16 protein-coding genes are annotated in these 18,644 nt (G+C 65.2%); 9 read left to right on the top strand and 7 right to left on the bottom strand.

Annotated features, from left to right (window positions below):
* Positions 1 to 65: 65 nt before the first annotated feature.
* Positions 66 to 1,289, bottom strand: coding sequence for a DUF3108 domain-containing protein (locus tag EC86_RS0114625; protein WP_232229895.1), 1,224 nt, complete (start codon positions 1,287 to 1,289; stop codon positions 66 to 68).
* 15 nt (positions 1,290 to 1,304) lie between these two features.
* Here EC86_RS0114625 and EC86_RS0114620 point away from each other — a divergent pair, with 15 nt between their 5' ends.
* Complete coding sequence (locus tag EC86_RS0114620; RefSeq protein ID WP_029526439.1) at positions 1,305 to 2,261, top strand: fumarylacetoacetate hydrolase family protein; 957 nt, start codon at positions 1,305 to 1,307, stop codon at positions 2,259 to 2,261.
* Between the two features lie 35 nt (positions 2,262 to 2,296).
* Here EC86_RS0114620 and EC86_RS0114615 read toward each other — a convergent pair whose 3' ends face one another.
* Entirely contained in the window at positions 2,297 to 2,710 is a 414-nt protein-coding gene (locus tag EC86_RS0114615) for a VOC family protein (RefSeq protein ID WP_029526438.1), read from the bottom strand.
* A gap of 167 nt (positions 2,711 to 2,877) precedes the next feature.
* On the opposite strand from EC86_RS0114615, the gene EC86_RS0114610 reads away from it, so the two are divergent.
* Positions 2,878 to 3,771: a PhaM family polyhydroxyalkanoate granule multifunctional regulatory protein gene (locus EC86_RS0114610; protein WP_036772215.1), complete on the top strand. Its 894-nt coding sequence runs from the start codon at positions 2,878 to 2,880 to the stop codon at positions 3,769 to 3,771.
* Positions 3,772 to 3,910: 139 nt separating this feature from the next.
* Complete coding sequence (locus tag EC86_RS0114605; RefSeq protein ID WP_029526436.1) at positions 3,911 to 5,203, top strand: FIST signal transduction protein; 1,293 nt, start codon at positions 3,911 to 3,913, stop codon at positions 5,201 to 5,203.
* On the opposite strand, the gene EC86_RS0114600 is transcribed toward EC86_RS0114605, so the two are convergent.
* Positions 5,187 to 6,833, bottom strand: coding sequence for an ADP-ribosylglycohydrolase family protein (locus tag EC86_RS0114600; RefSeq protein ID WP_051675938.1), 1,647 nt, complete (start codon positions 6,831 to 6,833; stop codon positions 5,187 to 5,189). The two genes, EC86_RS0114605 and EC86_RS0114600, sit on opposite strands and share 17 nt — an antisense overlap.
* 88 nt (positions 6,834 to 6,921) lie before the next feature.
* Here EC86_RS0114600 and EC86_RS0114595 point away from each other — a divergent pair, with 88 nt between their 5' ends.
* Positions 6,922 to 7,686: an NUDIX hydrolase gene (locus EC86_RS0114595; protein ID WP_029526434.1), complete on the top strand. Its 765-nt coding sequence runs from the start codon at positions 6,922 to 6,924 to the stop codon at positions 7,684 to 7,686.
* A gap of 472 nt (positions 7,687 to 8,158) precedes the next feature.
* On the opposite strand, the gene EC86_RS0114585 is transcribed toward EC86_RS0114595, so the two are convergent.
* Positions 8,159 to 8,890, bottom strand: a complete 732-nt coding sequence (locus tag EC86_RS0114585) for a helix-turn-helix domain-containing protein (RefSeq protein ID WP_029526433.1) — start codon at positions 8,888 to 8,890, stop codon at positions 8,159 to 8,161.
* Positions 8,887 to 9,192, bottom strand: a complete 306-nt coding sequence (locus tag EC86_RS28865) for a hypothetical protein (protein WP_156955326.1) — start codon at positions 9,190 to 9,192, stop codon at positions 8,887 to 8,889. Before EC86_RS28865 ends, EC86_RS0114585 begins: the two co-directional genes overlap by 4 nt.
* On the opposite strand from EC86_RS28865, the gene EC86_RS0114580 reads away from it, so the two are divergent.
* From EC86_RS0114580 to EC86_RS0114570, 3 genes are all read left to right on the top strand, one after another.
* A complete protein-coding gene (locus EC86_RS0114580) occupies positions 9,178 to 11,160 on the top strand; it encodes an MFS transporter (protein WP_029526432.1) in 1,983 nt (660 codons plus the stop codon). The two genes, EC86_RS28865 and EC86_RS0114580, sit on opposite strands and share 15 nt — an antisense overlap.
* Positions 11,161 to 11,389: 229 nt before the next feature.
* The gene (locus tag EC86_RS0114575; protein ID WP_232229894.1) at positions 11,390 to 12,610 is read left to right on the top strand and encodes a toxic anion resistance protein; all 1,221 of its coding nucleotides are present in this window, start codon (positions 11,390 to 11,392) and stop codon (positions 12,608 to 12,610) included.
* 33 nt (positions 12,611 to 12,643) lie between these two features.
* The gene (locus tag EC86_RS0114570) at positions 12,644 to 13,093 is read left to right on the top strand and encodes a YiaA/YiaB family inner membrane protein (protein WP_029526430.1); all 450 of its coding nucleotides are present in this window, start codon (positions 12,644 to 12,646) and stop codon (positions 13,091 to 13,093) included.
* A gap of 23 nt (positions 13,094 to 13,116) precedes the next feature.
* Here the strand turns inward: EC86_RS0114570 and EC86_RS0114565 are convergent, their stop codons facing one another.
* A complete protein-coding gene (locus EC86_RS0114565; RefSeq protein WP_029526428.1) occupies positions 13,117 to 13,929 on the bottom strand; it encodes a hypothetical protein in 813 nt (270 codons plus the stop codon).
* Positions 13,930 to 14,205: 276 nt separating this feature from the next.
* Between EC86_RS0114565 and EC86_RS0114560 the strand changes: the two genes are divergently transcribed.
* Entirely contained in the window at positions 14,206 to 15,279 is a 1,074-nt protein-coding gene (locus EC86_RS0114560) for a zinc ribbon domain-containing protein (RefSeq protein WP_029526426.1), read from the top strand.
* A gap of 136 nt (positions 15,280 to 15,415) precedes the next feature.
* Positions 15,416 to 16,753, top strand: a complete 1,338-nt coding sequence (locus EC86_RS0114555; protein WP_029526425.1) for an Ig-like domain-containing protein — start codon at positions 15,416 to 15,418, stop codon at positions 16,751 to 16,753.
* A gap of 93 nt (positions 16,754 to 16,846) precedes the next feature.
* Here the strand turns inward: EC86_RS0114555 and EC86_RS0114550 are convergent, their stop codons facing one another.
* Entirely contained in the window at positions 16,847 to 18,634 is a 1,788-nt protein-coding gene (locus EC86_RS0114550) for an ArnT family glycosyltransferase (RefSeq protein WP_232229893.1), read from the bottom strand.
* Between the last annotated feature and the right edge of the window lie 10 nt (positions 18,635 to 18,644).

Here is an 18,644-nt window from a genome sequence, read left to right as displayed (position 1 = left end):
TAAGTCCTTTGCCTGCAGATGGCCACGATCGTCCCGACTTCAAGGGCCGGGCAGCAGGTACATCCTCAAGGCCGTGTCAGGTCGCTCAGCTCCTGGTCCACAAAGTCGCCGTTGGCTTGCGTGATGCGGTTGCGCACCGGCAGGTAGCCCAGCGCCGGGGCATACCAGATTTCGACCTTCTGGTCGTATTCGCGCCGGGGCTGGCGCGACACCTTGAGCGTGGCGAGTTCGCCGAACGGCAGGCTCAGGATTTCCTCGCCATCGACCCGAAAGGTCCAGTTGTCCGCGCTGCGCGGCCCGACGGTGAGTGTTGAAATGGTCGAGCCGTCTGGAAAACCCGCCGGATTGCCCGCCAGCATGCCGCCAAGCTGCATGAACACGCTGACCCGGTCCTGCGCGCCCTGCACCCACGGCACCGTGGGTGTGTTCGCGCTGAAGCTGATCTGGCCCCTGTCGGGCTCGAAATGGGCCGCCACCTCGGTGCGCGACTTGTCGGAAAAGCGCGTGGGCGCCAGGCCTTCGGCGCCGACCTGGCCGGTGCTGCTCATGGTGCGCGAACCGATGAACAGTGCCTTGACCGTCATGCTCGCCTGGTAGCTGGCGCCGGCGTTTTGCCAGAGCAGTTCGCCTTTGGCGTGGTAGGTCAGGCCCTTGGCGCTGCCTGTCATGCGGTAGTCAAGCCGGGCGCTGGCCGGAAGCGCCATGGCCGTGACCGGCGTCTGGGTCGCCGGCGCCGAAGGCGCTGCCGCGTCGCTGGCGGGAGGCGTCGGGGCGGTGGCCGTGGCGCTGCTGGCGGGCAATGCGGGCGCGGTTTCGGCCTCCGGCATGGCCGTTGGTGGCGGGGCGCTGTCCGGTTCTGGCGGCGCCGCCAAGTCATGGGCGTTGCCGGCCAAGGGGTCGGGAGTTGCTATTGAATCAATAGCTGGTAGCGCAGGCTTGTCGTGCGCAAAAGGCACTTTTTTCTTGAAAACCGGCTTTTGTACAGGCTTGGTGACCGGTTTGGGCGGGGCTGGTGCGGGAGGCGTGGCCTGGGTCTGTGGCGGGCTGGCGGCCACGGGCGGCGGGGCAATGCTGCGGGTGGTCAACACCGCCACGCGGTGGGGCGGCGGCTCCTGCGCAGGGCCGAAGCGGACCGGCCGGGTTTGCAACAACAGCGCATGCACGGCCAGCACCCCCGCCGCCAGCAGGCCGAGGGTGCGCCAGGGCGGCGCGGCATGGCGCGGCACAATCTGGCCTGTTGCCGGCGTGTCGGAAGTCAGCCTGTCAGGACGCATCGCCCGGTCATTCATTTATTCTGGAATTTCATGAAACTCGCTACCTACAAGGACGCCTCGCGCGACGGCCAGCTGGTCGTGGTGTCGCGCGACCTGTCGACCGCGCATTATGCGACCGGCATCGCCAGCCGGCTTCAGCAGGCGCTGGACGACTGGCGCTTCATGGCGCCGCAGCTGCACGACCTGTATGAACTGCTGAGCAGCGGCAAGGCGCGCCATGCCTTTCCGTTCGATCCGGCGCGCTGCATGGCGCCGCTGCCGCGCGCCTACCAGTGGGTCAGCGGCCCGGCCTACGCCAGTCATGTCGAGCGCGTGGGAAAGCTGCCTGGGACCACGATGCCCCCGGGCCTGTATGCCGAGCCGCTGCTGCGCCAGGGCGGCAGCGACTGCTTCATCGGCCCGCGCGATGACGTGGCGCTGGCCAGCGAGGCGTTCGGCATCGACTTTGAAGCGCAACTGGCCGTCATCACTGGCGACGTGCCGATGGGCGCAAGCTCCGAGCGCGCGCTGGACGGCATTCGCCTGCTGATGCTGGCCAGCGACGTGTGCCTGCGCAGCCTGGGGGATGTGCAGGGCCGGCCGATGACCGCTTTCGGGCCGGTGGCCGTCACGCCTGACGAAGCCGGCGATGCTTGGCGCCAGGGGCGGCTCGGCCTGAACCTGCAAACCACCTGGAACGGCCGCAAGGTCGGCTTGTGCGACGCCGGCGCCGGCATGACGTTTCACTTCGGCCAGCTGGTCTCGCACCTGTGCCGGACGCGGCCGGTAAGCGCCGGCAGCATCGTCGGCTCGGGCCCGGCCAGCCACCCGGACTGGAGCCAGGGCTACAGCTGCATCGCCGAAAAGCGCGCGGTCGAGACGATGGATGCCGGCAAGCCGAAAATCCGTTTCATGAAGTTCGGCGACACCCTGCGCATCGAGGTCAAGGGCAGGAACGGCCAGTCGCTGTTCGGCGCGATCGAGCAGGAAATCACGCCGCTGCCCTGAAGCGCCAGGAACCGCAATGACACCCGGCGGGCGCGTCAAGCCGCGTAAAGCGTGTCCAGCGACCGAAAGCCCTTGACCTCGACCGGATTGCCGCACGGATCGCAAAAGAACATCGTCCACTGCTCGCCCGGCTGGCCTTCGAAGCGCACCCGCGGCGCCAGCACGAAGGCGGTCTTTGCCGCCTGCAGGCGAGCGGCCAGCGCCTGCCAGTCGGGCAGGGCCAGCACCACGCCGAAGTGCGGCATGGGAACCAGATGCTCGCCGACATGGCCGGTGCATTCGGTTTTGAACGGCTCGCCCAGGTGCAGCGACAGCTGGTGGCCGAAGAAATCGAAATCGACCCAGGTGGCAGTGCTGCGGCCCTCCGCGCAGCCCAGCACGCTGCCATAGAAACGGCGCGCCTCGTCCAGGTCGGTGACATTGAAGGCAAGGTGAAACAGGCTTTTCATGGCCCGAGCTTATCAGCCCGGCGTTGAAAAAAACCGGTTGACGCGATGCCCCCACGCTGCACAATCAGGCCGTGTGCCGGGGTTTTTTCATGCCCTTTGCGCCCACCGGGCCACCAGAGCCCGACCCCACAGACGCAACACTGCAACAACCGCCAGGAGACACTTCAATGAGCAATGCAAACATCCCGTCTTTTCCCGATTTTGGCAAATTGGTGCCCGGTTTTGACTTTCTGCAAAACCTGGCCAAACAGGCCGCCGGCAGCGCGACGAACGCCGTACCGCAGCTGCCCAACCTCGGAAACTGGATTGCGCCCACGCTCAATGTCGAGGAGCTGGAAAAGCGCGTGCAGGAACTGAAGGCGGTGCAGTTCTGGCTCGACCAGAACGCTGCGGCGCTCAAGGCCACCATCCAGGCGCTGGAGGTGCAGAAAATGACATTGAACACCCTCAAGGGCATGAACTTCAACATGGGCGATGTGGCCAATGCCTTCAAGCTCAAGGTCAGCGACAGCTTCAGTGGCGGCGTGCAGCGTGCGGCCGACAAGGCCAAGGGGTTCGTCGGGCTTGAGATTCCGCCTTCCACCTTTGAGTCCAACAGGGAAAAAGCCGACACCGGCTCTAGCGCAGGCGAAAAATCCTCAGCGTCCAGGGCCGATTCCGGTGAAGCGCCCGCCCCGGCGACCGGCCTTGCCGACCCGATGCAGTGGTGGGGCGCGCTGACCCAGCAGTTCCAGACCATTGCCACCGAGGCGATGAAGGAAGTGGCCAAGACCACCGCCATCGATGCGGGCAAGAGCATCGCCGCCGGCATGGCCAAGGACGCGGTCAAGACCGCCACCGATATGGCCAAGAACATGGCCGAAACCGCCACCAAGACCATGGCCGGCGGCACCCGCGCCGCCACCGCCCTGGCCGGCAGTTGGCCCAAGCCTGGCGCCGCGACAAAAGAAGCAGCAGTGAAAACGCCCCGAAAGACGGCCGCCTCGAAGTCGCCAGCGGCCAAGGCGGCACCCAAGGCCGCGACCAAGGCCAAGGCACCGGCACGCAAGACGACGCGCTGAAGCGGGTCCGGGCCCGAGCCGCTTCAGCGCGGCGGGCCTTGCGGGCGTCAGGCGTGACCGGGAAGCCGGCTTTCGGCAGGTTTGCGGTTGATGTGCCACATTGGAGGCTTGATTCCACCCTTAACGGCTTTCCTACTTTATGAAACTCTTCCCCTACGGCCACGCCACCCATCCGCAATGGGAAATGGCGGCCGCCCTGGTTCTGGCGCAGCTGCGCGGCTACCTGGCCCTGCCGGCCTATGCCTCGTCGCCGACGCTCGCGCTGCTCTACATCACCGACCACTATGCGGCCCAGGCGCAGGAAATCCTCGACCACCTGAGCGCCGAACTGCCCTTCATCACCGACTGGAGCGGCACCGTCGGCGTCGGCATCGCGTCAAACAACGTCGAGTATTTCGATGAACCGGCCATGGCGGTGATGCTGTGCGAACTGCCGCACGACCATTACCGCGTGTTTTCCGGCGTGTCGCCGCTGCCGCCGGCGCATGCCGGCGTTTTTACCGCGCACACCGCGCTGGTGCATGCCGATGCGGCCACGCCCGACGTGGCCGAACTGATTGCCGAGATGGCGGGGCGCACCGAAAGCGGCTACGTGTTCGGCGGCCTGGCGTCGAGCCGGAGCCGGACGGTGCAGTTCGCGCTCAGCGGCCACGGCAACCTCAAGGGGCAGGGCGCGGCCTGCGGCGTGTTCAGCGGCGGCCTGAGCGGCGTGGCTTTTGCGCGCGATGCGTCGGGCGGCATGGGCCTGATGTCGCGTGTCACCCAGGGCTGCCGGCCGGTGTCTGCTACCTACGCCATCACCGCCTGCGATGCCAACGTCGTCATCGAACTCGACGGCAGGCCGGCGCTGGAGGTGCTGCTGGCCGACCTGGGCGTGTCACTGGAGCAGCCGCGCGAGGCGCTGGCGAAAGTCCGCAAAACGCTGGTCGGTTTGAGCCATGACACGGACCTGCCGATTGACGCCGCCCGGCAGCGCTCGGGCCAGTTTGGCGCCGAGGTCATGGTGCGCCATCTGATCGGGCTCGATCCGGCGCGGCGCGGCATCGCGATTGCCGACGTGGCCAGCGTCGGCATGAAGCTGGCCTTTTGCGAGCGCAATGTCGAGGCCGCACGCGCCGACCTGGTGCGCATCTGCGCCGAAATCCGCGAAGAACTGGAGCCTGAAGAGCAGACGCTCGAAGTGGCGACGGCGCTGAACCTGCCCGAGGCCCAATCGGCGCCGCATCCGGCCCGGCGCATTGCCGGCGCCATTTACGTCAGCTGTTCCGGGCGCGGCGGGCCGCATTTCGGCGCGTCCAGCGCCGAGCTGCAGATCGTGCGGCGCGCCCTGGGCGACGTGCCGCTGGTCGGCTTTTTCGCCGGTGGCGAGATTGCCCGCAACCACCTGTATGGCTATACCGGCGTGCTGACGGTGTTCACGGCGGCGGAGTGAGTAGCTGGATTGTTCGGCAGCGGTTGCCCGCTTCGTATGTATCCAGAAAACGCCGGGTCACCTCCAGCGCGTCCTTCAGCACATCGAGCCGCCGCACCCAGGCATGCGGCACGTCCAGGATGCCGTGGCGGGCGCCGTAGAGCTGTCCGGCAATCGAGGCCGTGGAGTCGCTGTCGCCATCGTGGTTGGCGGCCAGGCGAACGGCGTCTTCAAAACTGTCCGCTGCCCCCGCTGCATAGACACCGATGGCCAGCGCTTCGTCGCCGGTCCAGCCTTCGCCCAGCTGCCTGAAGATTTCTGCGCGGGCGGGCGTGTTGCCCAGCAGTTCCAGCGCGGCGCCAAGGAGCCGCACCGTGCCGGAACTGCGCACAGCGCCGCGCTGGGAGTGCGGGTGTTCGGTCAGCAGGCGCAGCGCGTGGCATGCGGCCGGAACGAGGTCTTCCCCCTGGGCAATCAACCGAACCATCGCACTCAAGGCGCCGCCGGGAAGCCAGCCGTCGATATGGCCGTGCGTCAGCGCCCCGGCCGCGTCGCCCAGCGCCATCGCCAGTTCCGGGCTGATCTGTTCGATCAATCCGATGGGCGCCGTGCGCATCACGGCGCCGCAGCCTTTGGACTGGTTGTCAGGGCTCATCACGGTGCCGGTGGCGCCTGCGCGCACGGCTGACAGGCAGGTGTTGCCCGGTGCGCGTGACTGGCGCATGGCGGGGCTGAGGTGCAAGGTGGCGTTGTCAGCATCCTTGCCCGCTGCATGGATGCCCTGCGTGGTGCCCCAGCGCAGGTAAGCCCGCCGGCAGGCAGCCTGGAGCGGGCGTGCCAGCGTTTCGGCAAACAGCGGCGGCAACTGGCCGGACAGCGTCACGGCCATGGCCTCCAGCGTGAACAGCGTCATTTGCGTGTCGTCGCTGACCACCAGCTTGCCATGCCGCAACACCGGCTCGCACAGGCCGCGCGGTCCGTGCTGGCGGCAGATGGCGTCCCAGCGGTCGAATTCGATGGCATAACCAAACGCATCGCCGACCGCACCGCCCAGAATGCAGCCCAGTGCCCGGGCGGCGGCACTTTCGTCGGCGGGCGCAACTTGCGTGTTCAGCACATGCGCCTCCTGGGCACGGGTTTCGATGGCGCCGGGGCGCTGCGCACGCACTGCGCGGATGGCTTGTTGCGCGTCCCAGCCCAGTTCGACCAGCAAGCGCGCCGCAATGGTGCCGCTGCGCCCCAGGCCGCCCCGGCAGTGCAGCAGCACCTTGCGCCCGGCACGCAAGTGCGCGCGCAGGCGCAGCCCGGCATATAGCCAGGCGGTTTCAAAAGCGGCGTCGGGCACATCGACATCCTGAACCGGCAGATGGTGCCATTCCATGCCGCGCGCCTCGCAGGCCCCGCCGATGCCGCCCGCCTGCACCGCCTTGAGTTCATCCAGCGGCATCAGCGTGACCACGGCGGCGGCGCCCCAGCCCTGCAGCGCGTCCAGGTCGGTGGCCAGGTCGCGCTGCCAGACGCCCGAGACGGACACCGACTGCCATTTTCCGGGGCACAGCGTGATGCCGACGCTGCCCAGCGCCGGGCCGGCGTGAACCTGTGCCACGCGCAGCGGGCGGTTGAAACTGGTGAGAAGGGTGGCTGGGGACATGAGGCGGTTCCTTTGTGTTGATGAGTTGTATAGGGCAACTTTCAAAGTTGGATAATACACATTTGAAATCAAAGCGCAAGGAGATTGAATGACCGACCCTTCCGATTCACCCGCCCGGCGCACTGCGTATGCGGCCCGGGTAAAAGACATCGAGCGGCCGCTGGTGACGGTGGACGTGGTGATCTTCACGCTCATAGCCGACGCGCTACAGGTGTTGCTGGTCCAGCGTCCATCCGGCGCCAGGGAGCCGTTTCCGGGGCAATGGGCGCTACCGGGCGGTTTTGTGGACGTGGCGCACGACGAGGACCTGCGCGCCTGCGCGCTGCGCAAGCTGCGCGACAAAACCGCAGTTGAAAGCCCTTACCTGGAGCAGCTGGGAAGCTGGGGTGGACGCACGCGTGATCCGCGCGGCTGGTCGGTGACCCAGGTTTATTTCGCGCTGCTGCCATGGGCCAGCCTGCAGCCGCGCAAAGGCTCCAATGCCGCCGATGTGCGCTGGTTTCCGGTCGATGCGGCAAACGCTGCGCAAACGGCCGACGGGCTTGCGTTTGACCATGGACTTATCCTTGCGGCTGCCGTGGAGCGGTTGCGATCGAAGGTCGAATACACCTCGCTGCCGGCCTTCCTGCTGACCGAGCCGTTCACGCTGCCGCAATTGCAGCAGGTTTATGAAATCGTGCTGCGCCGTCCCCTGGATAAAAGCGCCTTTCGCACCCGCGCACTGGCCGCGCCGGATTTTCTGGAAGAAGCGGGGCTGCAGGCCACTGGCGCGCCGCGCGCCCCGATGGGCTACCGGCTGGTCAAGCATCTTCAGCCCGTCACGTTTCCCCGAACCTTCCAGTCCCGAGGCTAGAACGCATTCGACTTGGCCAGTCAACGGCCTTTTTGGGTAACTGCTGACGTTTCGGGTTTGATGGCTGCGGTTTTTGTTGATGGCCTTTGGCTTGGCGTGTTCTTCTTTTATTTGAGGGCTGAGCGCCTTCCCGGCGGGGGGTAACTTTCTTTTCTGGGCAAAAAAGAAAGCCCACCAAAGAAAGTTGCCCAGGGGTCGGGAGCGGGTTAGAGCTGAGCGCTCTGACGGGCCATCGCTTCGCTTGGCCCTGGGTTCTTTCATCCGCAGCCAGTGGCCCATGCAGGTGGCTGGCCGGTTCTACCGCTCGTTCGCCAACAGCTTCACGCTCTGCCTGATCGTTTCTTTTGTGCTTCAGGCACTGTTGGCAGTTTCTTGCTATCAAATATCCATTTTCCGCATACTCCGCTTGCTTAAGTAGCTATGAATTAAATAGCAAAAAAACTGACAGGCACTTGCCCCGACCCCACCGCCTTCAGCGCCGCAGTGCCGCGAAAGCCCCGAATTCCCAGCTGCGCATCGCCAGCAGCAGCGTGTAGCCTTCGCGGTCCTTCTCTGGCAACTTCTGGTCGGCCTGATGCTGCTGGGCAAAATCCTGCGCCACGCGCTGCATGCGTTCCATGAACGACGGCGCCAGGCCCCGGCTGATCGAGCCATGCACCAGCAGCAGGCCCTCGCCGGCGCCGTTGAATCCGCCGGAAAAATAGTCAAGCAGCGCATGGTCCCGAAAGTAGTCCATCACCGCGCCATGCGGGCGCCAGCGGAAGGTCTTGGCCAGCTTGAGCCGGTAGCGGCTCTGTGGCTTGAGTTCGATGATGCCGATGCGGTCCAGCTGCGCCAGGTAGGCGATGCATTCGGCCTCAGTCAGCCGGTAGCGGGCGGTGATCTGCTCCAGCGTCCACTGCGACAGCACGCAGATGGCGGCCAGCAGCAGTTTCTTGTCGGCCACCACGGCCTTTTCCTGCGCTTCGGTCAGCTGGGCCAGCAGCGGCTGATCATCGGCCACCTTGCGCGCCAGGTCGGCAAAGTCCAGTTTCAATGCGCGGCAGATCGCGTCGATGCGCGACAGTGGCATGTCGCCTTTGGCCAGCATGCGCTTGACGCTGGACTCGGCCATGCCCAGCGCCAGCGCCAGGTCGGCGTAGGTCATCCGCGCGGTTTTCAGTTCTTTTTTCAGGACGGCGACAAGGTCGGCAGTGGTGCTCATGGGTATCGATTATCAATACCCGGCGATTGAAATGAAGCCACTGTATTGAAAAAAGCGGCTTTCGGGCTTTGCTGGGCTGCACAGTCCAGGCATTCCCTGTCCATGTCCGCAAGGAGTTTCATGCCATCGACCTGTTCGCTCCCTTCCTTTTCGCCGCTGCCCGCCTTCATTCCTGCGGCGGCGCCATATGGCGCGGCCGCGCTGAAAATCAGGGCAGAATCCACAGGCTGCGCAGGCGCACGCCTTGTTACATGCGCGCTGCAAAGCCACCAAAAGAGGAATCCGGCATGAGTGTTGATCATCTGTCCACGGCGCATGCTTTGCCGGCCGCCATGCCTGCACCGTCCGCCAATGCGCATCCCAACCAGTTCGCGCTGCTGCGCCAGCGCCGCTTCGCGCCGTTTTTCTGGACGCAGTTCTCGGGCGCGGCCAACGACAACCTGTTCAAGTTCGCCTTCACCGTGATGGTGACCTACCAGCTCAGCGTCGGCTGGCTGCCGCCGGCGCTGGCCGGGCTGGTGATCGGCGCGCTGTTCATCCTGCCGTTTTTGCTGTTCTCGGCGACCAGCGGTCAGCTGACCGACAAGTTCGAGAAGACGCGCATCATCCGCTTCGTCAAGAACCTCGAAGTGGCCATCATGGGGATTGCTGCCGTGGGCTTTGTGAGTGGCGATGTGAACGTCCAGGTGCCGGTGTTGCTCGGGTGTACCTTCCTGATGGGGTTGCATTCGACGCTGTTCGGCCCGGTCAAGTTTGCCTATTTGCCGCAGGCTTTGGCCGAGCGCGAGCTGACCGGCGGTAACGGCATGGTCGAGATGGGCACCTTTGTCGCCATCTTGCTGGGCAACATCGTCGGCGGGCTGATGGTGGCGGTGCCCGGTGTCGGGCCGCAGTATGTGGCGGTGTCGTGCGTGGCGCTGGCGCTGGTGGGGCGCATGGTGGCGCAGTTCATCCCGGCCGCGCCGGCGACCGATCCGGGCTTGACGATCAACTGGAATCCGGTCAGCGAAACCTGGCGCAACCTCAAGCTGGCGCACGGCAACATCGTCGTGTTTCGCTCGATGCTGGGCATCAGCTGGATGTGGTTTTTCGGCGCGGTGTTTTTGAGCCAGTTCCCGAGCCTGGCCAAGGAAGTGCTGCACGGCGACGAGCATGTCGCGTCCTTGCTGCTGGTGGTGTTTTCCATCGGCATTGCCACCGGCTCGCTGCTGTGCGAGGTGCTGAGCCGGCGCCATGTCGAGATCGGCCTGGTGCCGCTGGGCGCCATCGGCATGAGCGTGTTTGCCATTGACCTTTACTTTGCCTCGCGCGGCCTGCCGGCCTCAAGCCTCATGGGCGTGGGCAGTTTCATCAGCCACCCGGCGCACTGGCGCGTGATGCTTGATCTGGCGCTGCTCAGCCTGTTCGCCGGCCTGTACAGCGTGCCGATGTACGCGCTGATCCAGCTGCGCAGCCAGCCCACGCACCGCGCCCGCATCATCGCCGCCAACAACATCTTGAACGCGCTGTTCATGATCGTCAGCGCCGTGCTGGCCGGCGCGCTGCTCAAGGCGAACTTCAGCATTCCGCAGATTTTCCTGTTCACCGGCCTGGCCAATGCGGTGGTGGCGTTCTACATCTTCATGCTGGTGCCCGAGTATTTGCTGCGCTTCGTGGCGTTCATCGCGTCGCGCTGCATCTACCGCTTCCGGGTCACGGGCGACGAGAACATTCCGGCGCAGGGCGCTGCGGTGCTGGTCTGCAACCATGTCAGCTTCATCGACCCGGTGCTCTTGATGGCGGCAAGTTCGCGGCCCATTTACTTTTTGATGGACCACCGGATTTTCAGGATGCCAGTGCTTGGCTGGCTGTTCCGGCTGGCCAGGGCGATTCCGGTCGCACCGCGCGCCGAAGACCCGGCCGCCTACGAAGCGGCCTTTGAAGCCGCAGCGAAAGTGCTGCGCAACGGCGATTTGCTGGCTATTTTCCCCGAGGGCGGCATCACCCACGACGGCCAGCTCCAGCCCTTCAAGGGCGGCATCATGAAAATCCTGGAAAACGCCGGGCGCGACGGCTTGAGCGTGCCTGTGGTGCCGATGGCGCTGACCAACCTGTGGGGCTCGTTCTTCAGCCGCGTCGAGCAGGTCGATGGCAAAAGCGTCGCCATGGTGCGTCCGTTCCGGCGCGGCGCGTTCAGCCGCGTGGGGCTGAACGCCGGTGCCGCCATGGCGCCGGCCGATGTGCAGCCCGGGGCATTGCAGGCGCGGGTGGCGGCGTTGATGACGGCTTGAACGCCTTTGTTACTCTTTTTTTAATAGCTGCCTGCGCAATACAGTCGTGCGCAAGAGCCATTTTTAATACACAGTTTTAGTCCAGGCGGCGGGCCTGGAGTGCTTTGGCCGATCGCCGGCCTGCCGGGGCGCTGCGTCTTTTTTTCCCCGGAAGTCCGCCTGGCTTATGCCAAACTTCAGCTTTTGTAACTTGCGTATCCACCTGTTTGCAATGTCAAGGAAAAAAACCATGTCCCTGCCCACCGATGAGGCCAGCCGCGCGCCGCTGACACCGCCCGACAGCTTTCAGCTGACGCCGCCCGACCTGCTGCGCCCGCTCAGCGACGCGGTGGCCCGCACGGCCGTGCCCCTGCCGGCGCAGACCGTTGCCGCCGTCGAAGACCAGGTGGCGCGTTTCATGGACGGCCTGCTGTCCGAAGACCTGCAAAGCGACGCCTTCAAGGCCCGGCTCGACAGCGCCTTTGCGCTGGGGCGCGAGGAGATTTCGCTGGCCGCCGGCCTGATGCAGGGGCGCTTCATGCAGCGCAATTTTGTCGGCCTGGAAGACAGCCCGGCCTTCAAGGCGGTGCAGGAAATGCGCGGCCACCTGGATGCGCTCAACCCTGGCAAGGACGGCGACCTGCTGCAGCCGCAAAAGCTGTTGGGGCTCATTCCCTTTGGCAACAAGCTGCAAAGCTACTTCCGCAAGTTTCAGAACGCCGGCGAGCAGATGCAAAAAAGCATGCAAGCCCTCTATGCCGCGCGCGACGACATGCAGCGCGACGTGGTCGAGATCGAGGCCACGCGCACCAAGATGTGGGACGGCCTGCAAAAGCTTGCCGCCGCCGCGCAGTTTGCCCAAAGCCTGGACCGCCAGCTGGCCGCCAAGGTGGATGCGCTGAAGGCCACCGACCCCGAGCGCGCCCGGGCGCTGGAGCAGGAAGTGCTGTTCTACGTGCGCCAGAACCTGGCCGACATCCTGACGCAGCAATCGGTCTGCACCAGCGGCTACCTGGCGCTCGACGTGCTGAAAAAGACCGGGCGCGAGATGATGAACGGCTGCTCGCGCGTGGCCACCACCGGCATGAGCGCGCTGGCCGTGGCGCAGACCGTGGCGCGCGCCACCGGCAACCAGGTCAAGGTGATGGAGATGCTGGGCGGCGTGAACAGCACGATTGAAAGCCTGATCGCCGAGACCGGCCGCCAGCTCAACACGCATGTCGAGAAAACCACCCAGTTCGCCAGCAACCCGCTGATCGGCATCGAGAAAATGAAGGAAATGTTCGACCAGACCTTCAAGGCCATGGACGCGATGGACACCTTTCGCGGCAAGATGGTCGAGGTGATGGGGCAGAACAACACCATCTTGCAGGAGCAACTGGCGCGCGCCGACCAGTACATCGACCGGGTGCGCCAGCAAAAGGCGCGTGAGGTGACGCAACGCACTCTCGGCGGGCCGGTCGCCCTCTGAACCCGATTTTTTTAACGCAAAAGGAATTTGAAAATGGCCACTCAATATGTGATGCAGCGCGACACCGGCGGCTGGCGCGCGCAGGTCTGGATTTCGTTCACGCTGGCGGTGCTGGCCAGCGGCACGGGCGTGATGCAGCTGCCCAGCCAGGAGCTGGACCGGGCTTTTCTGGCTATCGGGTTTTTCTTTTGCCTGTTCGCGGCTTTCGCCACGGCCAAGACGGTGCGCGACAACCGCGACGGCCGGGTCGATACCAACGGCTGGATCATCACCGTCTGGGTGTCGTTTGCGGCGGCGGTGTTTTTGACGGCCTGGGGCCTGTGGCGCATGAACATCGGCGACTGGCAAAAAGGCTACATGGTGGTGAGCTGGATGTTTCTGGTCAGCAGCACCTTCACGCTGGCCAAGACGATTCGCGACCGCCATGAAGCCGACCTGATGACGCGCAGCAACGAGCCTGCGCTTGAAACCCGGCCGGGCTGAGCGCTGGTTGGTTGAAAGCGGACTCAGCCGCGCGTTGCCTTGGATTGCAAAAAGCGCTGCTGGCGCCGCAAGGCCTCAACCGCGCTGCCATGCAGGCGCTGCTCGCGCTGCTCCAGTTCGGACTGCAGCAGCGCCAGTTGGTCCAGCAGCAGCGCATTGGCTGAAGGGCCGTCGGCGCCTGGCACGGCGCGTTGCGCGGCAGGCACCTGCAGGTAGGCGCCCAGCGTGTCGGGAATGTAGCGGCGCAGGGATTCGACCACGTACATGCGGTCTTCAAGGGTGAAATCGCCATCGACCGGCGTGCTGCCCAGTGCCTGCGCCATGCGCACCGCAGCGGCCTTGAGCGACAGCAGCGCGGCTAGCGCCGGCTCGGGCGCGGTGGTGGCGGTGGCTTCAAAAGCCTCGTCGATCCGGCGCAGGGCTTGGGCGTCAAACAGTGGCGGCCCGGCAGGCGGCGGCATGGTTTCGCCAGCAGTGCGCTGGCTTCGGCGCTGCCACAGCCAGGCAGCTCCGCCAAGTGTCCCCAAGGCGGCTGCCAGCGCCAGCCCGGCGTCCGAGCGCAGCAGCACCAGGGCGCTGACCGACGCCACGGCGCACACGGCAGCGGCAATCACGCCCGGGTGCAGCTTGCCCTGCCGCTGGGTTGCGTCCGGCGTGCCACGCGCCAGCAGTTCACTGACCGGCGGGCCGAGCAACTGGCGCTGCCTGGCTTTTTGCACCCGCGCCCTGAGCGATGCATGCACCGGCGCCGGTTTGGCCGCTTCCCGTGGCGCGGTGCGCTGGTTGACGGGCGCGCTGGCGTAGGCGCGCCGGGAATCGGGTTTGGGTTCAGGCATGGCGTGGGGTTGGTCTTGTTCGGTTCAGTGCAAGGAGTGGATTATGAAATTGAAACCGCCGGGCCTTGAAGGGCTGCGGCCATTGCGGTGCTTGCGCTTGCGCCACGTTGCGTTTTTTCAGCAGCTGCAAGGAAAGCCCGTGGCCATGAATTCGACAATTTGCTATTAAATACATAGCTGCATGTGCTTATACACTGTGCGGAAACAGTTATTTTTGTCATAAATTTGCCTGAACAGCGCCGCCTGGAGTTGTTCCGGCTACCCCACGGAGTTCCCATGAGCAAAACCCTGCGATTGACAGAAAAATGGATGCAGCGCGGCCTGTGGCTGGTGGCGCTGGTGTTCGCCAGCTTTCTGATCGGCCTGGGCGGCACGCTGGTTGGCGATTTGCCCAAGGTGGAGCAGCCGCTGTCGCTGGACGATTTCATGGACAAGGCGGCGGTCACGGCGCTGCGCAATGGCATCAGCAGTAATGAACGCGCGGAGCAAGACGCCAATGCCGCGCTGGAGCAGGCCCGGCTCAAGCGCAGTGTGGCGCAGGCCGATTCGGCCGCCGCGCGTGAAACCTTCAACAACTGGCTGTCCACCCGCCGCGCCACGCAACTGTCGGAGCAAGACCCCGAACTGGTGGCGCGCACCCGCGCGCTCGATGGCCTGAAGGACAAGGAGCGCACCGCCGGCATGGCGGTCGAGGCCCAGCAGCAGGCGGCGCTCGATGCGCAGCAAGGCACGGTGCGCGAACGCCGCAAGCTGGCCGACCTGGAACAGGCGGCGCAAAAGCTGCTCAACGCCGAATACCGCCGCATCGAGTTGCGGGTGTTTTTGTACCGCCTGGCGCTGACCCTGCCGCTGCTGGCGGCGGCCGGCTGGCTTTTCGCGAAAAAGCGCCAGAGCACATGGTGGCCGTTTGTCTGGGGTTTCATTTTCTTTGCGCTGTTTGCCTTTTTCGTCGAGCTGGTGCCTTACCTGCCCAGCTACGGCGGCTATGTGCGCTACATCGTCGGCATCGTGCTGACGGTGGCGGTCGGGCGCCAGGCGATCATCGCGCTGAACCGCTACCTGGAAAGGCAAAAGCTTGCCGAGCAGCTGCCCGACGCCCAGCGCCGCGAGGAACTGAGCTACGACACGGCGCTGGCGCGGCTGTCCAAGGGCGTGTGCCCCGGCTGCGAGCGGCCGGTGGACCTGAAGAATCCGGAAATCGACTTTTGCCCGCATTGCGGCATCGGCCTGTTTGACCATTGCCAGGTCTGCAGCACCCGCAAGGGCGCGTTTGCCAAGTTTTGCCATGCCTGCGGTGCCAGCGGCAAGCATGAGCACCTGCCGGCCCAGCCGGTGGCCGGTCAGGCCTGAAGCTGCGGCGGATTCGCGGCGGGCGGGGCCGCGTTGCCCGCCGTTGCAGGCCTACCCGGCCCGGCTGCGTTAGCCTACACGCCCTTGAAAAAGCAGATTTACATTGGGAAATCTAATTTACAAAGGCTTCCCCATCATGAAGGCTCACCTACAGGCCCACCTGCGCAACCAGGTCGCTGCACTCTTTTTTCTGTTGCCGGTTGCCACGGCGCTGGTCGCCTTGCCCGCCACAGTCATGGCGCAGCCTGCGGCGCCCGCGCTGCGCTCCCTCGAAGTCACTTCGGATGATGGCTTGAGGGCCGGCGCCGAGCTGGAGTTCACCGTCGAAGGCACGCCTCGGGCACGGGTCAATCTGCGCATCAACGGTATACGACGGGACATTGCGCTGATGGAAACCGAGCGCGGCGTCTACACCGGCAGCTACACCATCAAGCGCCAGGACCGTATCTTGCCGGCCAATCCGATACGCGCCACCCTGCGCTTGCGCAACCGCAACATCGCCGTCAATTACAGCTTTCCGGCCGGCATGGCGAACTCGCAGGCGGCCGCGCCGGTGCCGCCGGTTGCGGTGCTGAAGATCGAGCGCTTCAGCGTCGCGCCGATAGAGAAGATCGAGCCGGGCGCCGAGCTGAAGTTTTCGCTCAATGGCCCGCCGGGCGGCAGCGCTGAAATCGAAATTCCCGGCGTCAGCCGTGTCCCCATGCGTGAAGTGCGCCCCGGCGTCTATGAGGCGGCCTACACCATCCGCCGCAACGACAACCTGATGCCCTCGCGCCCCATGGTGGCCAGCCTGCGGGTGGGCGACCAGACCGTCAAAACCAATCTGACCCAGGCCCTGACCGCCGATGCCAAGCCGCCGGTGCTGCGCAACCTGGCGCCGCGCGAGGGCGAAGCCATCATCGACCGCGCCACCATTTCCATTTCAGCGACCTTTGATGACGCCGGCGGCGTGGGCGTCGATCCGAAGACCGTCCAGGTCGTGGTGTCCGGCCGCAATGTCACCGCCGACAGCGACATCACTGCCCAGTTCTTCACCTACCGCGCCGACCTGCCGCTCGGGCGCCACACGGTGGACGTGAGCGCCAGGGACCGGGCCGGCAATGCCGTGCGCAAGACCTGGAGCTTCGACGTGGTCGTGCCGGTGGGCGCTGTGCCGGCCACAGTGCCGCTGCAAATCACCAGCCATGCCAACAACGCCATCGTTGAGGGTGGCACGACGCTGGTTCGCGGCCGCACGGCGCCGGGCGCGGTGGTGGACATCAAGGTGCATGCGGTGGCGCCCATTGCCGGCCTGTTCGGCGTGAACCAGGACGTGCTGACGCAGCGGGTGCAGGCCGATGCAAACGGCAACTTTTCCTTCAACTTTGCGCCGCAACTGCCCCTGCCGGGCACACGCTACGAAGTGACGATGGTTTCCAACAAGGCCGACCTGAGCACCGAGTCCCGGCTGGTGCTGTTCCAGAAGCAGCGCTGATGACACGCGCTTTCTGAGTTAAATAGATGCTTTGCGCATGCTGAACGTGCGCAAGTTGCTATTTATTTTGTAGCAAAATCCATCTGCGAAGGCTCAGGGCGCCGGCGGCTCGACCAGGTATTCCTTGGCATACCAGTAGGTTTCGGGCGTCTTGAAGGCGGCCATGAAGCCGTCATTTTCGTCCTGGCGCGAACGCAGGTCCCAGCGCTCGTCGATGATCCGGCACTTAGCGCAGGGCGCCTGGCCGATGCGCCGCTGCACCAGCACGTAGCGGCTGGTTTCGAGAAGGCTTTCCACATCGGCGTAGTCGACCGGCTGGGCGGCGAAATAGTCTTTGATCTTCGCCCCCGGAATGATGAATTCGTAGCGCTCGAAATGGCCGTTGAAGTTGCTCGGCACCTGAACCGTCTGGCCCTTGAGAAGCGCATTGGTTTGCGGCTTGAAGCGGCCCAGTTCGCCGTTGAAGGGATTCGTCACCCAGGCCAGCGCGAACAGCACGCTGAAGGCTGACAAGGCGGCCACCGGGCGGGTCCAGTTTTTCTTGACGATGCCGGCCCCGCAGGCCAGCGCAGTGCTAGATACGAACACCCAGAACAGCGGCGACAAGATCCACGGGTCCTGCGTCGCCCGCACCGCGCCGTAGCCGATCAGACCCATCGCCAGCAGGCCGATCATGCAGACCGCCAGCGTCAGGCTGAACCAGATGCGGCCGATGCGTTGCCAGTAGAGCGCCATCATGATGGCCAGCGCCGGCATGGCCGGAATCAGGTAGCGCGTCGAGCGCTGGGTCGGCAGCATGAACACCAGCGCCAGCGCCAGCAGCCACAGCCACATGATTTTTTCGGCGGGGCTGATGGTTAGCAAAGTGCCCCGGCGCTGCCGCCAGCCGCGCCAGGCGGCGACAAAGCAGCCAATCGACAGTGGCAGCAGGAACAGGGCATTGGAAAAGTAGCCCGTCAGGATCGTCAAAATGCTGCTGCCGCCGCTGAAGGCGGTCTTGAAGTAGCCCCGGGCATTGTTCATCTTGCCGGCGTTCTCTCCGACGACAAACTCGCGCCAGACCTCGCCCGGCTGCGGGTCCAGGGCGAACCACAGGCCGAAAATGCCCAGCCCCAGGGCGCAGATCACCGCGACCTTGACGCCGTCCTTCACCATGCCGGGCCGGAAAATCTTCCATGGCGCTATCTGCGCGCCTACCGTCTGGTAGCACAGCGCCAGCGCGAAGCCAACCGGCACCACCATGACGAAGGACTTGTACAGGCAGCCGATGCCCACCGCCACGCCGGCGATCAGCGGGAACTTCCAGTTGGATGCCAGCAGCCTGGCGGGCGACCAGGCCAGCGCAAAGAACACGCCGAACAGCCAAAAGGTCTCAGGCGCGCTGGTCAGGTAGGGGCGGCCGTAGCGGTAAGTGGTGAAGAACGACAGGTAGACGAGGGCGGCGATGGCGCCCATGGTCAGCGCGTGGCGGTTTTGCTGCGCGGCCGTGGCGCGATCAGGTGCGGGCGCATCGCCGCGAACCGTCTTCCAGGTCAGCAGCGCCACCATCAGCGTGATGCCCCAGGTGTAGGCGACGCTGGGCAGGCGCAGCCGCAGCAGCGTCCAGTGCTCGCCCCAGCCGCCGGCCACCATGGCCTGCCAGAACAGCAGCGGCGGCTTGGTGTTGCGCATGAAATCCCAGGCGCTTTGCAGCGGCAGCCAGTGGCCGCTGGCGGCGGTCAGGCGGGCGATGTTGGCATAGACGAGTTCGTCGCCGTTGCGCGGAATATGATCGCCGCCCAGGCCGAACAGGTAGGCCAGCGCCACCAGCAGCGCCAAGCCGATCCAGACCCGGTGGAATGAACGGCGGGCGGGTGGGGTGGTGTCGTCGAAGCTTGTCATGGGCATCAAG

The sequence above is a fragment of the Polaromonas glacialis genome (assembly GCF_000709345.1).
Classification (GTDB): domain Bacteria; phylum Pseudomonadota; class Gammaproteobacteria; order Burkholderiales; family Burkholderiaceae_C; genus Polaromonas; species Polaromonas glacialis.
The sequence above is the reverse complement of the archived record's forward strand: the minus strand, read 5'-3'. Positions and strand labels throughout refer to the sequence as shown.

Bases quoted from the DNA above. Each gene is read 5' to 3' on its own strand.
- EC86_RS0114625 (WP_232229895.1), bottom strand. From the start codon at position 1,289: ATGAATGACCGGGCGATGCGTCCTGACAGGCTGACTTCCGACACGCCG.
- EC86_RS0114620 (WP_029526439.1), top strand. From the start codon at position 1,305: ATGAAACTCGCTACCTACAAGGACGCCTCGCGCGACGGCCAGCTGGTC.
- EC86_RS0114615 (WP_029526438.1), bottom strand. From the start codon at position 2,710: ATGAAAAGCCTGTTTCACCTTGCCTTCAATGTCACCGACCTGGACGAG.
- EC86_RS0114610 (WP_036772215.1), top strand. From the start codon at position 2,878: ATGAGCAATGCAAACATCCCGTCTTTTCCCGATTTTGGCAAATTGGTG.
- EC86_RS0114605 (WP_029526436.1), top strand. From the start codon at position 3,911: ATGAAACTCTTCCCCTACGGCCACGCCACCCATCCGCAATGGGAAATG.
- EC86_RS0114600 (WP_051675938.1), bottom strand. From the start codon at position 6,833: ATGTCCCCAGCCACCCTTCTCACCAGTTTCAACCGCCCGCTGCGCGTG.
- EC86_RS0114595 (WP_029526434.1), top strand. From the start codon at position 6,922: ATGACCGACCCTTCCGATTCACCCGCCCGGCGCACTGCGTATGCGGCC.
- EC86_RS0114585 (WP_029526433.1), bottom strand. From the start codon at position 8,890: ATGAGCACCACTGCCGACCTTGTCGCCGTCCTGAAAAAAGAACTGAAA.
- EC86_RS0114580 (WP_029526432.1), top strand. From the start codon at position 9,178: ATGAGTGTTGATCATCTGTCCACGGCGCATGCTTTGCCGGCCGCCATG.
- EC86_RS28865 (WP_156955326.1), bottom strand. From the start codon at position 9,192: ATGATCAACACTCATGCCGGATTCCTCTTTTGGTGGCTTTGCAGCGCG.
- EC86_RS0114575 (WP_232229894.1), top strand. From the start codon at position 11,390: ATGTCCCTGCCCACCGATGAGGCCAGCCGCGCGCCGCTGACACCGCCC.
- EC86_RS0114570 (WP_029526430.1), top strand. From the start codon at position 12,644: ATGGCCACTCAATATGTGATGCAGCGCGACACCGGCGGCTGGCGCGCG.
- EC86_RS0114565 (WP_029526428.1), bottom strand. From the start codon at position 13,929: ATGCCTGAACCCAAACCCGATTCCCGGCGCGCCTACGCCAGCGCGCCC.
- EC86_RS0114560 (WP_029526426.1), top strand. From the start codon at position 14,206: ATGAGCAAAACCCTGCGATTGACAGAAAAATGGATGCAGCGCGGCCTG.
- EC86_RS0114555 (WP_029526425.1), top strand. From the start codon at position 15,416: ATGAAGGCTCACCTACAGGCCCACCTGCGCAACCAGGTCGCTGCACTC.
- EC86_RS0114550 (WP_232229893.1), bottom strand. From the start codon at position 18,634: ATGACAAGCTTCGACGACACCACCCCACCCGCCCGCCGTTCATTCCAC.